We start from the raw sequence: 16,593 nt of genomic DNA, 5'->3' as shown, positions 1-16,593 counted from the left end.
ACCCGGCACTCTCCGACACAGAGCTTCCGGGTGAATGAGGTGGACATCACAAGCCTGAGTACAGCGTGTGGGGCGCCGACGAGTCCGTCGGCGCCCCACATGTTGTGCTGCGGTGCCTGCTACGCCGTCTTCTGCTCTCCCGAGCCGCCGCGGCGGGCGTCGCGGGGGATCAGGGTGGGGTTCACGTTCGAGTGAACGACGTCCGCCGTGATGACGACCCGGGCGACGTCCTTGCGCGAGGGGACCTCGTACATCACGGACATCAGGACTTCCTCCATGATGGCGCGCAGACCGCGGGCACCGGTCTGACGGAGGATGGCCTGGTCGGCGATGGCCTCCAGGGCCTCACGCTCGAAGTCCAGCTCCACGCCGTCGAGTTCGAAGAGGCGCTGGTACTGCTTCACCAGTGCGTTGCGCGGCTCGACGAGGATCTGGAGCAGGGCCTCGCGGTCCAGGTTGTGGACCGAGGTGATGACGGGCAGACGCCCGATGAACTCGGGGATCATGCCGAACTTCACCAGGTCCTCGGGCATGACGTCCTCGAACTGGTCCTTGGACTCCAGCTCCCGCTTGGAGCGGATGGTCGCACCGAAGCCGATGCCCTTCGCGCCCGCCCGCGCCTCGATGAGCTTCTCCAGGCCCGCGAAGGCACCGCCCACGATGAACAGGACGTTCGTCGTGTCGATCTGGATGAACTCCTGGTGCGGGTGCTTGCGTCCGCCCTGGGGCGGTACGGAGGCAGTGGTGCCCTCGAGGATCTTCAGCAGGGCCTGCTGGACGCCCTCACCGGACACGTCACGCGTGATCGACGGGTTCTCGCTCTTACGGGCGACCTTGTCGATCTCGTCGATGTAGATGATGCCGGTCTCGGCCTTCTTGACGTCGTAGTCCGCCGCCTGGATGAGCTTCAGGAGGATGTTCTCGACGTCCTCGCCGACATACCCCGCCTCGGTCAGCGCGGTCGCGTCGGCGATGGCGAACGGCACGTTCAGCATCCGGGCCAGGGTCTGCGCCAGGAGCGTCTTGCCCGAGCCCGTGGGGCCGAGCAGCAGGATGTTCGACTTCGCCAACTCGATGGCGTCGTCACGGTTCTGCCCGGTGCTGTTCTCGCCGGCCTGGACCCGCTTGTAGTGGTTGTACACCGCGACCGAGAGGGCCTTCTTGGCCGACTCCTGGCCGACCACGTACCCCTCCAGGAACTCGTAGATCTCGCGGGGCTTGGGGAGTTCCTCCCACCGCACCTCGCTCGTCTCGGCGAGCTCCTCTTCGATGATCTCGTTGCAGAGATCGATGCACTCGTCGCAGATGTACACACCGGGGCCTGCGATGAGCTTCTTGACCTGCTTCTGGCTCTTGCCACAGAACGAGCACTTGAGCAGATCGCCGCCGTCACCGATGCGTGCCACGGTGTGCTTCCCCTTCGCCTGGGAGACGCCTAGGTCCAGCGGCTCCTGGTGCTGCCTTATGTCCGACGGTACCTTGCCGAGCCCCCCGTTCGGGCCCCCCTTGGCGTGGTTCACTTTGTCGTGAACCACGCCAAGGGGCGACAGACGGTACAGCGATACGTCACACGACCGCGGAGTTGTTCATCTTCCGGGTGGAGATGATCTGGTCGATCAGACCGTACGCGAGCGCGTCCTCGGCGGTGAGGATCTTGTCGCGCTCGATGTCCTCGCGGATCTTCTCGATCGGCGTGGTCGAGTGCTTGGCCAGCATCTCTTCCAGCTGCGAACGCATCCGGAGGATCTCGTTCGCCGCGATCTCGAGGTCCGAGACCTGGCCGCGGCCGGTCTCGCTGTAGGGCTGGTGGATCAGCACACGGGCGTTCGGCAGCGCCATGCGCTTGCCCGGCGTACCGGCGGCCAGCAGGATCGCGGCGGCCGAGGCGGCCTGGCCCATGCAGACCGTCTGGATGTCCGGCTTCACGAACTGCATCGTGTCGTAGATGGCCGTGAGCGCCGTGAAGGAGCCGCCGGGGCTGTTGATGTAGACCGAGATGTCACGGTCGGGGTCCATCGACTCCAGGCACAGCAGCTGTGCCATGACGTCGTTGGCGGAGGCGTCGTCGATCTGCACGCCGAGGAAGATCACGCGCTCCTCGAAGAGCTTCGCGTACGGGTCGTACTCACGCACGCCCTGCGAGGTGCGCTCGACGAAGCGCGGGATGACGTAGCGGGACTCCGCGCGAGGGCCGGTGTACTCGGCCTGCGTGCGGGCGTAGAGGCCGCTGCCGGGGAAGTCGTTCACTGTGTCTCCTGAAGAGCCTGAAAAGGGCTGAGGCGGTCGGCTGAGGGGCTTGAAGGGCGCGTGTACGTCGATGCACTCCGGCTCGCGCCACAGTGCGCCGCGTACGCCGGTTACGCCGCCCCGGTGCCGCCGCCGCCCGGCATACCGGCAGCGGTGGGCATGATGTCGTCGATGAGGCCGTACTCCTTGGCCTCGATCGGGTCGAACCAGCGGTCGCGGTCCGAGTCACGAGTGATCTGCTCGACCGTCTGCCCGGTGTGGAAGGAGGTCAGCTCCGCCATCCGCTTCTTGGTGTGCAGCAGCCGCTCGGCGTGGATCTTGATGTCCGACGCGGAGCCGGCGAGGCCCGCGGAGGGCTGGTGGATCAGGATCTCGGCGTTCGGCAGGGCGAAGCGCTTTCCGGGGGTACCGGCACTGAGCAGGAACTGGCCCATCGAGGCCGCCATGCCCATGGCGATCGTCACCACGTCGTTCTTGATGTACTGCATGGTGTCGTAGATCGCCATGCCGGCCGTGATCGATCCGCCGGGGCTGTTGATGTAGAGGTAGATGTCCTTGTCCGGGTCGGAGGCAAGGAGCAGCAGCTGCGCGGTGATCTTGTTGGCGATGTCGTCGTCCACCGGCTGGCCGAGGAAGATGATCCGCTCGTTGAGCAGCCGGTTGTAGACCTGGTCGCCGAGGCCACCACCGAAGTTGGGCTCACCGGCGGCGGAGGGCATCAGATTCGTCACGTATCCACCTGCTCGTCTTACGACGGCGCCGGGCCGTCTCACGTCTTCTGCAGGGGCCTGGGACCCCGGGTTCCGTACCGCCTCCCGGCGGCGTCCGGGGACTCCCCTGCCCTCGTATTCATGGACCCTAACGCGCGGCTCCCTCCGGGGAATCCCGCAGAGGGAACTGTTCGCTGTGAGCGCATGCGCTGCGCCGGCTTCACCAGGGCTCAAAGGGCCCCTGTCCGCCGGCTCGGGTCGGCCGCGTGTACCCCTGAAAGGCCGCACCCGGTGGGGGCCCCGAAGGCCGGGACGCGGCTGCGGCGAGGTGGGGGTCGCTCGCGCAGTTCCCCCCGCCCCTGAGCGAGCCGACGGGGACCCGGGCGGACAGGTCCCCGCGCGTCCGTGGGCGAGGGCGACGAGGGGCGTGGACGCCGCCGGGGACGGCGACGGGCCCCCGGGGACTGGGAAGTCCCCGGGGGCCCGTCAGACGTACAGGTGAGGCGATCAGGCCTCGGGCTTGTCCTCGGCGTCCGCGGCCTCGGCGTCGGCGGCCTCGACGGTCTCGGCCGTCTCGTCCTCCTCGTCGTCCAGGTCGACGATCTCGCCGTTGGTGTCCTTGACCGTGGCGGCCTCGACGACGACCGCGAGGGCCTTGCCGCGGGCGACCTCGCCGACGAGCATCGGCACCTGGCCGCCCTCGACGACGGCCTGGGCGAACTGGTCGGGGGACATGCCGGAGGAGGCCGCGCGCCGCATGAGGTGCTCGGTGAGCTCCTCCTGGTTGACGTTCAGCTTCTCCTTGTTGACGAGCTCGTCAAGAACGAACTGCGTCTTGATGCCCTTGATCGCCGCTTCCTTGGTCTCGGCGTCGAACTCTTCCTCGGTCTTGCCCTGGATCTCCAGGTACTTCGCGAGGTCGAGGCCCATCTGGCCGAGCTGGTGGTGCTCCAGGTTGTGCTTGCGGGTGTTGATCTCGTCCTCGAGCAGCTTCTCGGGGACGGGCACCTCGACCAGCTCGAGCAGCTTCTCCAGGACGCGCTCCTGGGCCTGCGTGGCCTGGTCGTACTGCTTCATGTTCTCGAGGCGCTTGCGGCTGTCCGCCTTGAGCTCGTCGAGGGTGTCGAACTCGGAGGCGAGCTGCGCGAAGTCGTCGTCGAGCTCGGGGAGTTCACGCGCGGCGACCTGGGTGACCTTGACGGCGACCTCGGCCTCCTTGCCGGCGGCGGAGCCGCCCTTGAGCTCGGAGGTGAAGGTGGCCTCGCCACCGGCCTCCAGGCCCTTCACGGCGTCGTCGATGCCGTCGAGCAGCTCGCCGGAACCGATGGTGTACGAGACACCGCTGGCGATGCCGTCCTCCAGCACCTCGCCGTCGACCTTGGCCTCCAGGTCGATGGTGACGACGTCGCCGTCCTCGGCGGCGCGCTCGACCGGGGAGGTCGAGGCGAAGCGCTCGCGCAGGTCGGAGACGGCCTTGTCGATGTCCTCGTCGGTGACCTCGACGGCGTCGACCTCGACCTCGATGCCGGAGTAGTCCGGGATCTCGATGGCGGGGCGGACGTCGACCTCGGCGGTGAAGTTCAGCGTCTCGCCGTCCTTCAGCTCCGTGATGTCGACCTCGGGCTGGCCGAGGACGTTCAGCTCAGCCTCGTTGACCGCTTCGGTGTAGAACTTCGGGAGCGCGTCGTTGACGGCCTCCTCCAGCACGGCGCCCCGACCGAACCGCTGGTCGATGACGCGCGCCGGGATCTTGCCCTTCCGGAAGCCCTTCACCGTGACCTGCTGGTTGATCTTCTTGTACGCCGCGTCGAGGCTGTCCTTGAGCTCCTCGAAGGGCACCTCGACAGTGAGCCGAACCCGGGTCGGGTTCAGGTTCTCCACGGCGCTCTTCACGGTTCGGTCTCCTTGTGGCTGACTTCTTGGGGGTTCTGCTGCGTGCTCCTGCCGGATCCGGCAGGGCCTTCAGCTGATTCGCGGCCCTTGAGAGACGTGAGAGTGCAGACACACGGGCGCGCAGCTTGCATAGTAACCGCAGGCGGTACACGCCCCAAAAGGTGATCTTCGGAGGGTCGGAGCCCCGCAGGGTTCCGGCTCGTGGTCGGGGTGGCGGGATTTGAACCCACGGCCTTCCGCTCCCAAAGCGGACGCGCTACCAAGCTGCGCCACACCCCGTCGGTGCGACACGTAGGGTACATGCCCGCAGGCAGTGCGGCTGCCGCATTTCCCAGGCGTGCGGGCGACGCGGAAACGGGGTGTGCGGCGGAGGGGTTCGACCCGCTACGATGCCTCCTGTGCCGCGGTCACTGACCTGCGGCGCCGCTTGTGCGGGCGTAGCTCAATGGTAGAGCCCTAGTCTTCCAAACTAGCTACGCGGGTTCGATTCCCGTCGCCCGCTCCACATGGCTCAGGGCCAGGCCGAGGACCACTCCTCCGCCTGGCCCTGAGTCGTTTTCGGAAGTGCTCCCGCGGGAGCGACCGCCGGCCCGGCGTCGGGGACGGCGTTCGGCCACGGCGCCCGCGGTTCGGCTCAGGCGTTCGTGGCCGGTGTTCAGAGGCGGCGTACGTCGACGGAGTACACGCAGCGGGTTCCGTACGGGACGTACAGGGCGTCGCCGACCAGGAGGAGCGGGGCGCCGGAGTCGGCCATGCCGGTGGGGCCGGCGTCGTTGCGGCCGGGGCGGGTGGCGTCGACGCGGCCGGTGCGGCGGTCCAGGGCGGCGAGGCGGCCGTTCGGCGAGGCGACGTAGACATGGGTGGCGGAGGCGAGCGGCGGGCCCGGGAACTCCACCGACGAGTTGCTCTCCCAGAGCCGGCGGCCGGTGCGCGGGGAGACGGCGCGGACGCTGCCGTTGCCGAGGGTGAAGTAGAGGGTGCCGCGTGCGAGGTGGACGGCCGCTCCGGCGGGCTGCGGGCGCGCGAGCGGGACTCTGAGCAGCCGGTGGGTGGTGGCGTCCACGGTGGTGAGCGCGCGGTGGGCGGTCTCCGGAGCCGTCTCGGCGAGGATCAGCCGGCCGTGGTCCTGGCCGAGGAGGTCGAGGGACCCTTTGGCGACGGCCGTCCAGCGGGGCTTTCCGGTGGCGGTGTCGAGGGCGGACACGCTGGTGGTCCCGGCGTCGTCGGGCCGGCACACCAGGTAGGGGAGGTGCGCGGCGGCCACGACGACGCAGGCCGTGTCGTCGGGCATGGGCCGCGTCCAGCGGATCCGGCCGTCGTCCGCGTCGAGGAGGGCGTAGGCGCGGGCGTCGTCGCCGAAGACGGTGACGACGCCCTCGGGGACCGCCGTGGCGCCGCCGTCCTGGAGGTCGGGGGCCAGGGCGCTGTCGCCGTCGGCGGTGCGTGTCCGCCAGATCACCCGCCCGGTGGCGGCGTCCACCGACTGGACCGAGTAGTGGGCGTGGCTCGTGCCGGTCGCCCGGCCTCTGGCGGACTCGGTCTCGTCGTTGGCGTAGACGTAGACGTGGCCGGCGCGGACGCCCAGGACGGAGCCCTCGTCGCTGCCGAAGTCGTCGGGGGTGGAGTCGACGGGCCTGGTCCAGGCGTGCCGGCCCGTGGCGAGGGAGAAGCGGGCCGCCTTGACGTCGTCCCCCGCGCACACCAGGGACCTGGCGGCGGCACCGCAGCTGCTGAACGGCCCACCGGCCCGGTCGGCGGGGTAGGCCGGCTCCGCGGCGGCGTGCCACGGGCGCCAGCCGGGCGGCAGGTCGCTGTGGACGGGGTCGGCGCCGGTGTACCGCACGACCGCGGCCGAGGCGGCGACGGCGAGCAGCAGGGCGCCCGCGCAGGCGGCGAGGAGGAGGCGACGGCGGCGCCGGGGGCGGCGGGGTCCGGTGGGCGGGCCCGGGGCCGGGTCCGGGGCCCGGTCCGGGCCGGGGCGCGGGTTCGGGCGGGTGCCGTCGCGCAGGAGCGCGAGGAGTTCGTCGGGGTTCGGCCGGGACTTGGGGTGCTTCTGCAGGCACAGCTCGACGAAGGGGCGCAGCCCGGCGGACAGACCGTCGAGTTCGGGGGCGCCCTCGACGACACGGGTGGCCGTCTCGTAGGGGCTGGGGCTGTCGAAGGGGCCGCGCCCGGTGGCGGCGTAGGCGACGACGGCGCCGAGGGCGAAGATGTCGGCGGCCGGGCCGACGTCGTGCGGGGTCGAGAACTGCTCCGGGGACATGAAGGGCGGGGTGCCCATCACGCGCCCGGTCTGGGTGAGCGCGTCGGCGCCGCCGAACTCGGCCGCGCGCGAGATCCCGAAGTCGATGACGCGGGGCCCGTCGTCGGCGAGCATCACGTTGGCCGGTTTCAGGTCGCGGTGGACGACTCCGGCGCGGTGGATGTCGCGCAGCGCCTCGGCGAGCCCGGCGGCGAGCTCGCGCAGCCGGTCCGGCGGCAGCGGGCCGTGGTCGCGCACGCGGGTTCCGAGGTTCTCTCCCGGTATGTAGAGCGTGGCCATCCAGGGGCGCGGCGCGTCGGCGTCCGCGTCCACGACGGGGGCCGTGAAGGCTCCGCTCACCTGACGGGCCGCGGCCACCTCGCGGCTGAAGCGGAGGCGGAACTCGTCGTCGTCGGCGTACTGGCCGTGCACGACCTTGATCGCGAGGCGGCGGCCGGAGGCGGAGCGGGCGAGGTAGACGACACCCATGCCGCCCGATCCGAGGCGGTCCTCGATGCGGTACCCGCCCACCTCCGGCGGGTCCGATGCACGCAGCGCCATCCTCGTACGCCCCCCGCTTCCGCGTCACCCGGCTTCCGCCGGTGTTCCGAGGGCGAGCGTATCCGTCCGGTTCCGCTCAGAAGCTGATCGAGTTGATGGTCTCCGCCAAGGAGTTGAGGAAGCGGTTGATGGACGGAGCCATGCCGGTGGACGCGAGGAAGAAGCCGAAGAGCACCGCGACTATGGCAGGTCCCGCCTTGATCGATCCCCCTCGGATCAGCACCACGAGGATGATCGCCAACAGCAGCACCACTGACAGCGAAATGGCCACAACTGATCACACCCTACGGTCGGTCCGCTCTCCCGGCCCGGAGGTGCAAGCCCCGCACACCCCCGCCAGAAACCATCGTGCCACCAACCCGGCCTGCGTATGCGGCCGGTGACGCATCGTCGGCCACGGACGCGCCCGACCTGCACAGGCGCAACGCCTCGGGGTGCGTGAACGGAGTGGCCCCGTACGGCAATTCGAGACTCCCCCCGCACGAGTACGGCGGATGTAATTCAGAGGAACCGTTGCTGTGTCCACACATCCTGTTCGCAGGTAATTCGAATTGTTGCCACGGGCACACCGGGGCCCGCTCAAGCCGACCTGAAAGACCAATCAATCGGACATATCGCCAGAGTCGCCCGCGAACGTTATGCACCATTTAGTCAGGATGAAAGAGGACAGAACACGCCCATACGGTAAGCGAATCGGTATGTGGAACCACTTGCGAAGAGGCAGGCACACATCTTCAAATACGGGGTACTCGCAGGCGATAAGCAGGAATGACGTCGAGAGTTTTACTAACTCGCACAGACAACGCTAGGGTGCCTCAGATGTTCCACGCCGCCACGTCCCCCGCATGCGCAGCGAGGTCCAGGATCTTCTCCACGAGTGCTTGGTGGGAGGGCCTGTGACGAACTCGCTCCGACCGAACGGCCACCACAGAGCGCCACTCCCCCCGGCACAGAAGCCGGCGGACGGAGTGCCGAGCCCGCGCTCCCCGCAGACCCCGAGAGCGGCCGGTGACGCCGCCCCGGCGGGCACCAAGCCCGCCAAGCAACGCGACGCGTTCTTCGACAACGCCAAGTACCTGGCGATCGTGCTCGTGGCCATGGGCCACGCATGGGAGCCGCTGAAGAGCCAGAGCCGCATCATCGAAGCCGTGTACACGGTCGTGTACACCTTCCACATGCCGGCCTTCATCATCATCTCCGGCTACTTCTCCCGCAGTTTCGACATGCGGCCCGACCGGCTGAAGCGCCTGGTGACGGGCGTGCTCGTGCCGTACGTCCTCTTCGAGACGGCGTACTCCCTCTTCCAGCGCTACGCCGCTCCGGACCCCAGCCAGGCGATCACCCTGCTCGACCCCTGGTACCTCACCTGGTTCCTGGTCGCGCTCTTCGTCTGGCGGCTGACCACCCCCCTGTGGAAGCTGGTCCGCTGGCCGCTGCCGCTCGCGCTGACGATCGCGGTGCTGGCCTCGGTGTCGCCCGACATCGGCGACGACCTGGACCTCCAGCGCGTCCTGCAGTTCCTGCCGTTCTTCGTGCTGGGTCTGGTCATGAAGCCCGAGCACTTCCAGCTGGTGCGCCGGCGCGAGGTGCGGATCCTGTCGGTTCCGGTCTTCGCCGCCGCGCTCGCCGTCGGCTGGTGGGCGGTGCCCCGGATGAACACGGCGTGGTTCTACCACCGCGACGCGGCGCAGAACCTCGGCGCCCCGTGGTGGTCCGGCGCGGTCATGACCTTCGCGCTCTTCGGCTGCTCGCTGCTGCTGACCGCCTGCTTCTTCGCCTGGGTGCCGCGTCGCACCTTCTGGTTCACGGCCCTGGGCGCGGGCACGCTGTACGGCTACCTGCTGCACGGATTCCTGGTCAAGGCCGCCGACTACTGGGGCTGGTACGAGCCCTCCTGGCTGCACAAGCCGCTCGGCGAGATCGCCGTGACGCTCGTCGCGGCCGCGGCGGTCACCGTGCTGTGCACCCGGCCCTTCCAGCGGATCTTCCGCTTCGCGATGGAGCCGAAGATGGAGTGGGCCTTCAAGCGGGACGCCAAGGAGCTCGCCCGGGAGCGGGAGAAGGCCAGGGCGTAGGCGGCGCCGTACGGCACACCTCGGCGAGTCGTGCGTCACACATCGGCAGGTCGTACGGCCCCCTGACGGGCGGGAGTGCGGGTCCGGGAGGAGAACTCCGGGCCCGCACTTCGCTGTTCGGCCCCTGCCGTGCCCTAGCCGGGCGGAAGCCCCAGGAGGGCGCGCATCGCCGCGTACTTCTTGGTCAGCCGGGCCCGGGTGTGCTCGTCGAGGACAGCGAGCCGGACCGGGTCCGCGTTGTGCGCCAGGTCCGAGGCCTTCACCAGGAGGGCGCCCGGCGTCGTGCGGATGCGCCGCGCGTACGACTCCGGCGCCTCTCCCTCCCGCTTCGTCACCGCCAGCACGATGTCCTTGGTGCGGGGGCTCAGGGCGGCCTCGCGCAGCCAGTCCTCGGAGAGCGCGTCGTCCTCGACCGCGTCGTGCAGCCAGGCCGCGGCCACCTGCTCGTCGTCGCCGCCGCGTTCACGGACGCCCTCCGCCACGGCCCGCAGATGCTCGCTGTAGGGCCGGCCGGCCTTGTCGGTCTGGCCGGCGTGCGCCTCACGGGCGAGGGCCTCGACTTCGGCCAGGGTCAGGAGAGTGTGGGTCACGGCACCAGTGTCGCCCCGCACCGGTCCGCTCGGGACCCGTGCGGACGAAGAACCCGCGGGGACGGGAGGCCGGACCCGCACGGGCGCGTGGCCCCACCGCGGATCGGCACGGGCGCGTGGCCCCACCGCGGATCGGCACGGGCGCGTCACCCCGCCGCGGATCTGCACGGGCTGCGTGGCCCGCGCCGCAGATCCGGCATGTGCGCGGGGCCCGCGCCGCGGATCCGGCATGTGCGCGGGGCCCGCGCCGCGGATCGGACACCGGCGGGGGCCCGCGGTGGATCGGACCCGCATCGGAGCGGGCTCGCACAGTGGATCGCACCCGCAGCGAAGTGGGCTCGCGCGGCGGGTCAGGCCCGCGCCGGTGCCGGGCCCTCGCGGCAGATCAGGAGGAGGGCGCGGTCGTCGTTGACGTCCCTGGCCACCGCCTCGATGAGGTGCCAGGCGGCGCCGTGGAAGCCGCCCGCCACATAGCGGTCGGCCTCACCGGTCAGCCGGTCGATGCCCTCGACGATGTCCCGGTCGGAGGTCTCCACCAGGCCGTCGGTGAACAGCATCAGCACGTCGCCGGGGCGCAGCGAGCCCTTCACCGGGTCGAACTGGGCGCCGTCGTACACGCCCAGCAGGGGCCCCTCGGCGGCCTTCTCCTCCCAGCGGCCGCTGCCCGCGCTGAGTTGCAGGCCCGGCGGATGTCCGGCGGAGAAGAGTTCGTAGTCGCCGGAGTCGAGGTCGAGGACCAGGTGGATCGAGGTCGCGAAGCCCTCGTCCCAGTCCTGGCGCAGCAGATAGCCGTTGGCCGCGGGGAGGAAGGCGTGCGGCGGGAGCGAACCGAGGAGGCCGCCGAAGGCTCCCGACAGCAGCAGCGCGCGGGAGCCCGCGTCCATGCCCTTGCCGGAGACGTCGGTGAGGACGACCTCCAGGGTGCGGCCCCCGTTCGTCCGGGCCGCGACCACGAAGTCCCCGGAGAAGGACTGTCCGCCGGCCGGACGCAGCGCCATCTCGCGGTGCCAGCCCAGCGGGAGTTTCGGCAGCTTGCTCTGTACTCGGATGCGTTCGCGCAGGTCGAAGAGCATCGTGCCGCCGCGCCGCCAGGGGACGCCCACCCGGCTGCGGAACTGGGCGATCAGCAGACCGAAGAAGCCGCAGGCGGCGACGACGAGGACCACGCCCGGCGTCACCCGGGACGGGCCCTCGGTGTACGGGCCCAGTTGCACGGACTCCACTATCAGCGCGGTGGCGGCGGCCGCGTACAGGCCGAGGAGGCTGGCCGGGCGCAGCAGCAGTCCGCCGGCCACGATCGGCAGGACCAGCGCGGCCGGTGAGCACCAGACCGAGTTCACCAGCGTCGTGGAGGCGATCACCGGGACCGTGAGGAGCAGGCCGGCCAGCGCGATCCAGTCCGAGCCGTCCCCGCGGAAGTAGTCGACCGCGGATCTGCGCAGCCCTGTGCGAGCCCGGTGCCACTGCTTCTTCAACCGGGCCGTGAACGTATCGGCTTCCGCGCGCCGCTCTCGTCCTGCTGCCATTAGTTCGGGACCCTATCCATCGGACCAGGTGCTTGGCACGGGAGGTCCCACTTGTCCCCCGTCCGAGCGCTGAACTTCACAGAGAACATCACCGCGAGCGGCCCCCACTTCGGCCGAAATTCCCTCGCTCGTACCGCATTGCCCTGGTACTCATGGGCCATGACGACTGACGTGCGGGTGCTGCGGAAGAGCGAGTGGAACACGTGGTACGAGACCCTCATCCGCGCGTTCAGCGGCGTGCAGGAGGCCGCGGAGGAGCGCGAGCTGTGGGACGCGCTGACGGAGTGCGACCGCTCGCTGGGAGTGTGGGAGGGCGAGCGGTGCGTGGGCACCGCGGGCGCCTTCTCCTTCCGGATGACGGTCCCCGGCGGCGCCTCCGTGCCCGCGGCGGGCGTCACGATGGTCAGTGTCGCGGCCACGCACCGGCGGCGCGGGGTGCTGACGGCGATGATGCGGCGCCAGCTCGACGACCTCCACGCCGGGGGCGAACCGCTCGCCGTCCTGACCGCGTCGGAGCCGGACATCTACGGCCGGTTCGGCTACGGCATCGGCACGTTCCAGATCAGGGCCGAGATCGACACCGACCGGGTACGGCTGTCCGTGCCGCCCGGCACCGACGACGTACGGCTGCGCTACGAGGCGCCCGCGGACGTCCTGGACGCGTGCGAGGCGGTGTACGCGCGGCTCGTGCCGGCCCGTCCGGGCATGCTGGCCCGGCAGCCCGGCTGGGAGCGGCTCGGACTGCTCGACCCGGAGAGCGACCGCGACGGGGCCTCGCCCCTGCAGTGCGTGGTCGCCGAGCGGGACGGCGAGGTCGTCGGCTACACGCGCTTCCGGGTCAAGCCGGCCTGGGGACCGTCCGGCCACGACGGCACGGTGCTGGTGCAGGACGTCGAGGGGCTCGACCCGGCGGCCCGTGCCGCGCTGTGGCGGTTCCTCTTCGGCATCGACCTGACGACCGGGCTGCACACCCGGGGCCGTCCCGTCGACGAGGAGTGGCAGCACATGGTGTCCGACATCCGCCGCTGCGGCCTGCGGGTGAAGGACTCGCTGCATGTGCGGCTGGTCGACGTCGGAGCCGCGCTGGAGGTGCGGACCTACCAGGCGCCGGTGGACGTGGTGTTCGAGGTCGAGGACGCGTTCTGCCCCTGGAACGAGGGGCGTTGGCGACTCACGGGCGACGCGAAGGGCGCCTCCTGCGTACGTACCGAGGACACCGCCGATCTCGCCCTGTCCGTAAGGGAGTTGGGGGCGGCGTATCTCGGCGGGGTGTCCCTGGTCTCCCTCGGTGCGGCCGGCCGGGTGCGGGAGCTGCGCCAGGGTGCCCTGACGGAGGCGTCCGTCGCGTTCTCCTCGGCGGTCGCGCCCTGGCTGCCGCACGGGTTCTAGGGCCTGAGCGCGCACCCGGCGGGCGCCGTGCCCACCCGGGCCCGGCGCGCGGTCGTGCCGTCAGCGGGTCTGGCAGGCGGGGCACCAGAACAGATTGCGGGCCGCCAGACCGGCGGTGCGGATCTCGCCGCCGCAGATGTGGCAGGGCAGGTTCGCCCTGCGGTACACGTAGACCTCGCCGCCGTGGTCGTCGACGCGCGGCGGGCGGCCCATCGCCTCGGGGGTGTGCTCCGGGCGGACCGTGTCGATGCGGTTGTTGCGGACACCCTCGCGCATGAGGCCCACGAGGTCGGCCCAGATCGCGTCCCACTCCGTGCCGGTGAGGTCCCTGCCCGCGCGGTAGGGGTCGATGCCGTGCCGGAAGAGGACCTCCGCGCGGTAGACGTTGCCCACGCCGGCGACGACCTTCTGGTCCATGAGCAGCGCGGCGACCGTCGTACGGCTGCGGGAGATCCGGCGGTACGCGGCCGCCGGGTCAGCGTCCGGGCGCAGCGGGTCCGGGCCCAGCCGGTCGTGTATCGCCCGCTTCTCGGCGTCGGTGATCAGCGCGCAGGTGGTGGGGCCGCGCAGGTCGACGTACGCGGTCTCGTTGGCCAGGCGGAGGCGGACCGTGTCGGTGGGCGGGGGCGCGGGGGCGTCACCGAAGCCGACCTTGCCGAAGAGGCCGAGGTGGATGTGGACCCAGTCGGTGTCGCGGAAGCCGAGGAACAGGTGCTTGCCGTGGGCCTCGGTGCGGGTGAGTTCCGCTCCGGTCAGCAGTTCGGCGGCGTCGGAGAACTTTCCCTGCGGGCTGGTCACCCGGGTGGGCATGCCGGTGAAACGGTCGGCGTAGTCCTGCGCCAGCCGGTGGATGGTGTGCCCCTCTGGCACGGTGGCCGCGTCCTTTCCTGCCGCCCCGGGCTCCGCCCCGGAGCCCGTCTCCCGCCCTGCCGCCTGTCCGGTCGGCGGTGAGGTCACCTCGGACGGGGGGCGCGGTGCCCCCCGTCACGCGTCAGTCCTGCTGCGGGTGGTGGGCCGGGATCGGGGGCAGGTCGCCCGTCGTCTCGTAGACCGACAGCATGTCGATGCGACGGATGTGACGCTCGTCACCGGAGAAGGGGGTGCCGAGGAAGGTCTCGACGAACTTCGTCGCCTCCTCCTGCGTGTGCATCCGGGCGCCGACGGCCACGACGTTGGCGTTGTTGTGCTGGCGGCCGAGGGACGCGGTCTCCTCGCTCCACGCGAGGGCGGCACGGACGCCCTTCACCTTGTTCGCCGCGATCTGCTCGCCGTTGCCGGAGCCGCCGATCACGATGCCGAGGGCCTCGGAGTCCGCGGCCGTGCGCTCCGCGGCACGGAGGCAGAAGGGCGGGTAGTCGTCCTGGGCGTCATAGATGTGGGGCCCGCAGTCCACGGGCTCGTGGCCGGCGGCCTTGAGCCACTCGACGAGGTGGTTCTTGAGTTCGAAGCCGGCATGGTCCGAGCCGAGATACACGCGCATGGTCCGAGTGTGACACGGCCGCACCGGGGCAGCAGAGCCGGGTGTCACCCTTCACCCGGCCGCCATTTTGCACTCGCGACGCTCACCGTCGATCTCCAAAAATATGAGGAAGACCACAGATCCTCAAGTAAACCTCAAGTAACGATTTGAATTCAAAGGTTCACGAATTCCTTTGCCTCCGATTCACTGGGCCGATCCGTACGCCGCTCGTACGGAGCAACGCTCACCCGGCGCAAAGGAAATCCCCTCCATGACCTCGCAGCCGACCCCCACAAAGGCCGCACACGGCCCCGGAGGCCCCGGAGAACCCGGTGGCGGCCTCCAGGCCGGTCTCAAGAACCGTCACCTCTCGATGATCGCCATCGGCGGTGTCATCGGAGCCGGACTCTTCGTCGGCTCCAGCACCGGCATCGCCACCGCAGGACCCGGCATCCTCCTGTCCTACGCCCTCGTCGGCACGCTCGTCGTGCTCGTGATGCGGATGCTCGGAGAGATGTCCGCCGCGAACCCGAGCTCGGGCTCCTTCTCGGCACACGCCGACCGCGCCCTCGGGCGCTGGGCCGGCTTCTCGATCGGCTGGCTGTACTGGTTCTTCTGGGTGGTGGTGCTGGCCGTGGAGGCCACCGCCGGCGCCAAGATCCTCGAAGGCTGGGTCCCGGCCGTGCCCCAGTGGGGCTGGGCCCTCATCGTGATGGTCGTCCTCACGGCCACCAACCTGGTGTCCGTGGGGTCCTACGGCGAGTTCGAGTTCTGGTTCGCCGGGATCAAGGTCGTGGCGATCGGCGGATTCATCGTCGTCGGCGCGCTCGCCGTCCTCGGAATCCTGCCGGGCGCCGACAGCGACAAGGCCTCGTTCGGCAACCTGACCGACCACGGCGGCTTCCTGCCCAACGGTCCGGGCACGATCCTGACCGGTGTGCTGCTCGTCGTCTTCTCCTTCATGGGCAGCGAGATCGCGACGCTGGCCGCCGGTGAGTCCGAGGACCCGCAGCGCGCGGTCACCAAGTCGACCAACAGCATCATCTGGCGTATCGGCGTCTTCTACCTCGGCTCGATCCTCATCGTCGTCTCCCTGCTGCCCTGGAACGACCCGGCCATCAAGGAGAAGGGCTCCTACGTCGCGGCCCTGGACTCCCTCGGCATCGCGCACGCCGGTCAGATCATGAACTTCATCGTGCTGACCTCGGTGTTGTCCTGTCTCAACTCCGGGCTCTACACGGCCTCCCGCATGGCCTTCTCGCTCGGCCAGCGCGGGGACGCGCCCAAGGCCTTCGCGAAGACCACCTCGCGCGGTGTGCCGACGGCCGCGATCGTCGTCTCCGTCGTCTTCGGCTTCGTCGCCGTCTTCTTCAACTACAAGTTCCCGGACTCGGTCTTCCTCTTCCTGGTGAACTCCTCCGGCGCCGTGGCCCTGTTCGTCTGGCTCGTCATCTGCTTCTCGCAGCTGCGCATGCGGAAGATCATCCAGCGTGAGGCGCCCGAGAAGCTCGTCGTGAAGATGTGGCTGTACCCGTACCTGACCTGGGCGACGGCCGCGCTGATCGTCTTCGTCCTCGGCTACATGCTCACCGACACCGAGGGCGAGAGCAGCGGACGGACGACCGTCCTGCTGTCGCTGCTGGTCGCGGCGGTCGTGATCGCGATCGCCGTGGTCAAGGAGAAGGTCCGCGGCAACCGCCCGGCACCGGCCGTCGAGGCCGAGGCGGACAAGGTGTCCGTCGGCTAGCCCCGTCCCCGTCCCCCGCGGCGAGGGGAGGGAGTCCTTCGGGGCTCCCTCCCCTCTCGTGTTCCCGGCATCCGGCACCCGAGGCAGCGCGTGGTCGCGGCCGTCGCGCGGGCGCGGCACCCGGCGTCCGTGGCACCGCGCGTTCGCGGCGTCC

13 protein-coding genes and 2 tRNA genes are annotated in these 16,593 nt (G+C 70.2%); 4 read left to right on the top strand and 11 right to left on the bottom strand.

The window, feature by feature from the left end; translation table 11 throughout:
• Nucleotides 1-119: 119 nt before the first annotated feature.
• The 5 genes from clpX to ABEB03_RS04955 all read right to left on the bottom strand — a co-directional run bounded on the left by clpX (nucleotide 120) and on the right by ABEB03_RS04955 (nucleotide 5,129).
• A complete protein-coding gene (clpX, locus tag ABEB03_RS04975; RefSeq protein ID WP_028802634.1) occupies nucleotides 120-1,406 on the bottom strand; it encodes an ATP-dependent Clp protease ATP-binding subunit ClpX in 1,287 nt (428 codons plus the stop codon).
• A 160-nt stretch (nucleotides 1,407-1,566) separates the two neighbouring features.
• On the bottom strand, nucleotides 1,567-2,247 hold the full coding sequence (locus ABEB03_RS04970; protein ID WP_095934325.1) for an ATP-dependent Clp protease proteolytic subunit: 681 nt from the start codon (nucleotides 2,245-2,247) through the stop codon (nucleotides 1,567-1,569).
• 110 nt (nucleotides 2,248-2,357) lie between these two features.
• Nucleotides 2,358-2,966, bottom strand: coding sequence for an ATP-dependent Clp protease proteolytic subunit (locus ABEB03_RS04965; RefSeq protein ID WP_028802636.1), 609 nt, complete (start codon nucleotides 2,964-2,966; stop codon nucleotides 2,358-2,360).
• Nucleotides 2,967-3,464: 498 nt separating this feature from the next.
• Nucleotides 3,465-4,850, bottom strand: a complete 1,386-nt coding sequence (gene tig, locus ABEB03_RS04960; protein WP_345641717.1) for a trigger factor — start codon at nucleotides 4,848-4,850, stop codon at nucleotides 3,465-3,467.
• A 202-nt stretch (nucleotides 4,851-5,052) separates the two neighbouring features.
• Nucleotides 5,053-5,129: transfer RNA gene (locus tag ABEB03_RS04955), tRNA-Pro, on the bottom strand.
• A gap of 152 nt (nucleotides 5,130-5,281) precedes the next feature.
• On the opposite strand from ABEB03_RS04955, the gene ABEB03_RS04950 reads away from it, so the two are divergent.
• A tRNA-Gly gene (locus ABEB03_RS04950) sits at nucleotides 5,282-5,355 on the top strand.
• A 150-nt stretch (nucleotides 5,356-5,505) separates the two neighbouring features.
• On the opposite strand, the gene ABEB03_RS04945 is transcribed toward ABEB03_RS04950, so the two are convergent.
• Together ABEB03_RS04945 and ABEB03_RS04940 are read right to left on the bottom strand one after the other, a co-directional pair.
• Complete coding sequence (locus ABEB03_RS04945) at nucleotides 5,506-7,653, bottom strand: serine/threonine-protein kinase (protein ID WP_345641714.1); 2,148 nt, start codon at nucleotides 7,651-7,653, stop codon at nucleotides 5,506-5,508.
• Between the two features lie 76 nt (nucleotides 7,654-7,729).
• A complete protein-coding gene (locus tag ABEB03_RS04940) occupies nucleotides 7,730-7,924 on the bottom strand; it encodes a hypothetical protein (protein ID WP_028802639.1) in 195 nt (64 codons plus the stop codon).
• Between the two features lie 625 nt (nucleotides 7,925-8,549).
• Here ABEB03_RS04940 and ABEB03_RS04935 point away from each other — a divergent pair.
• Nucleotides 8,550-9,728, top strand: a complete 1,179-nt coding sequence (locus ABEB03_RS04935) for an acyltransferase family protein (protein ID WP_345641706.1) — start codon at nucleotides 8,550-8,552, stop codon at nucleotides 9,726-9,728.
• Nucleotides 9,729-9,862: 134 nt separating this feature from the next.
• Here ABEB03_RS04935 and ABEB03_RS04930 read toward each other — a convergent pair whose 3' ends face one another.
• Nucleotides 9,863-10,318, bottom strand: a complete 456-nt coding sequence (locus tag ABEB03_RS04930; RefSeq protein ID WP_345641703.1) for an HD domain-containing protein — start codon at nucleotides 10,316-10,318, stop codon at nucleotides 9,863-9,865.
• A 350-nt stretch (nucleotides 10,319-10,668) separates the two neighbouring features.
• Entirely contained in the window at nucleotides 10,669-11,844 is a 1,176-nt protein-coding gene (locus ABEB03_RS04925) for a PP2C family protein-serine/threonine phosphatase (RefSeq protein WP_028802642.1), read from the bottom strand.
• Between the two features lie 159 nt (nucleotides 11,845-12,003).
• Between ABEB03_RS04925 and ABEB03_RS04920 the strand changes: the two genes are divergently transcribed.
• Nucleotides 12,004-13,233 carry a GNAT family N-acetyltransferase gene (locus ABEB03_RS04920; protein WP_345641697.1) on the top strand — a complete coding sequence of 410 codons (1,230 nt, stop codon included), beginning with the start codon at nucleotides 12,004-12,006 and terminating at the stop codon, nucleotides 13,231-13,233.
• A 60-nt stretch (nucleotides 13,234-13,293) separates the two neighbouring features.
• On the opposite strand, the gene ABEB03_RS04915 is transcribed toward ABEB03_RS04920, so the two are convergent.
• Together ABEB03_RS04915 and ABEB03_RS04910 are read right to left on the bottom strand one after the other, a co-directional pair.
• Nucleotides 13,294-14,103, bottom strand: coding sequence for an Fpg/Nei family DNA glycosylase (locus tag ABEB03_RS04915; protein ID WP_345641694.1), 810 nt, complete (start codon nucleotides 14,101-14,103; stop codon nucleotides 13,294-13,296).
• A gap of 121 nt (nucleotides 14,104-14,224) precedes the next feature.
• Nucleotides 14,225-14,713, bottom strand: a complete 489-nt coding sequence (locus tag ABEB03_RS04910; protein WP_028802645.1) for a ribose-5-phosphate isomerase — start codon at nucleotides 14,711-14,713, stop codon at nucleotides 14,225-14,227.
• 250 nt (nucleotides 14,714-14,963) lie between these two features.
• On the opposite strand from ABEB03_RS04910, the gene ABEB03_RS04905 reads away from it, so the two are divergent.
• Nucleotides 14,964-16,439 (top strand): amino acid permease, encoded by a 1,476-nt coding sequence (locus tag ABEB03_RS04905; RefSeq protein ID WP_345641685.1) that lies wholly within the window; start codon nucleotides 14,964-14,966, stop codon nucleotides 16,437-16,439.
• Nucleotides 16,440-16,593 lie beyond the last annotated feature (154 nt).

Origin of the sequence: Streptomyces siamensis (assembly GCF_039543605.1) — a bacterium.
Classification (GTDB): Bacteria; Actinomycetota; Actinomycetes; order Streptomycetales; family Streptomycetaceae; genus Streptomyces; species Streptomyces siamensis.
The sequence above is the reverse complement of the archived record's forward strand: the minus strand, read 5'-3'. Positions and strand labels throughout refer to the sequence as shown.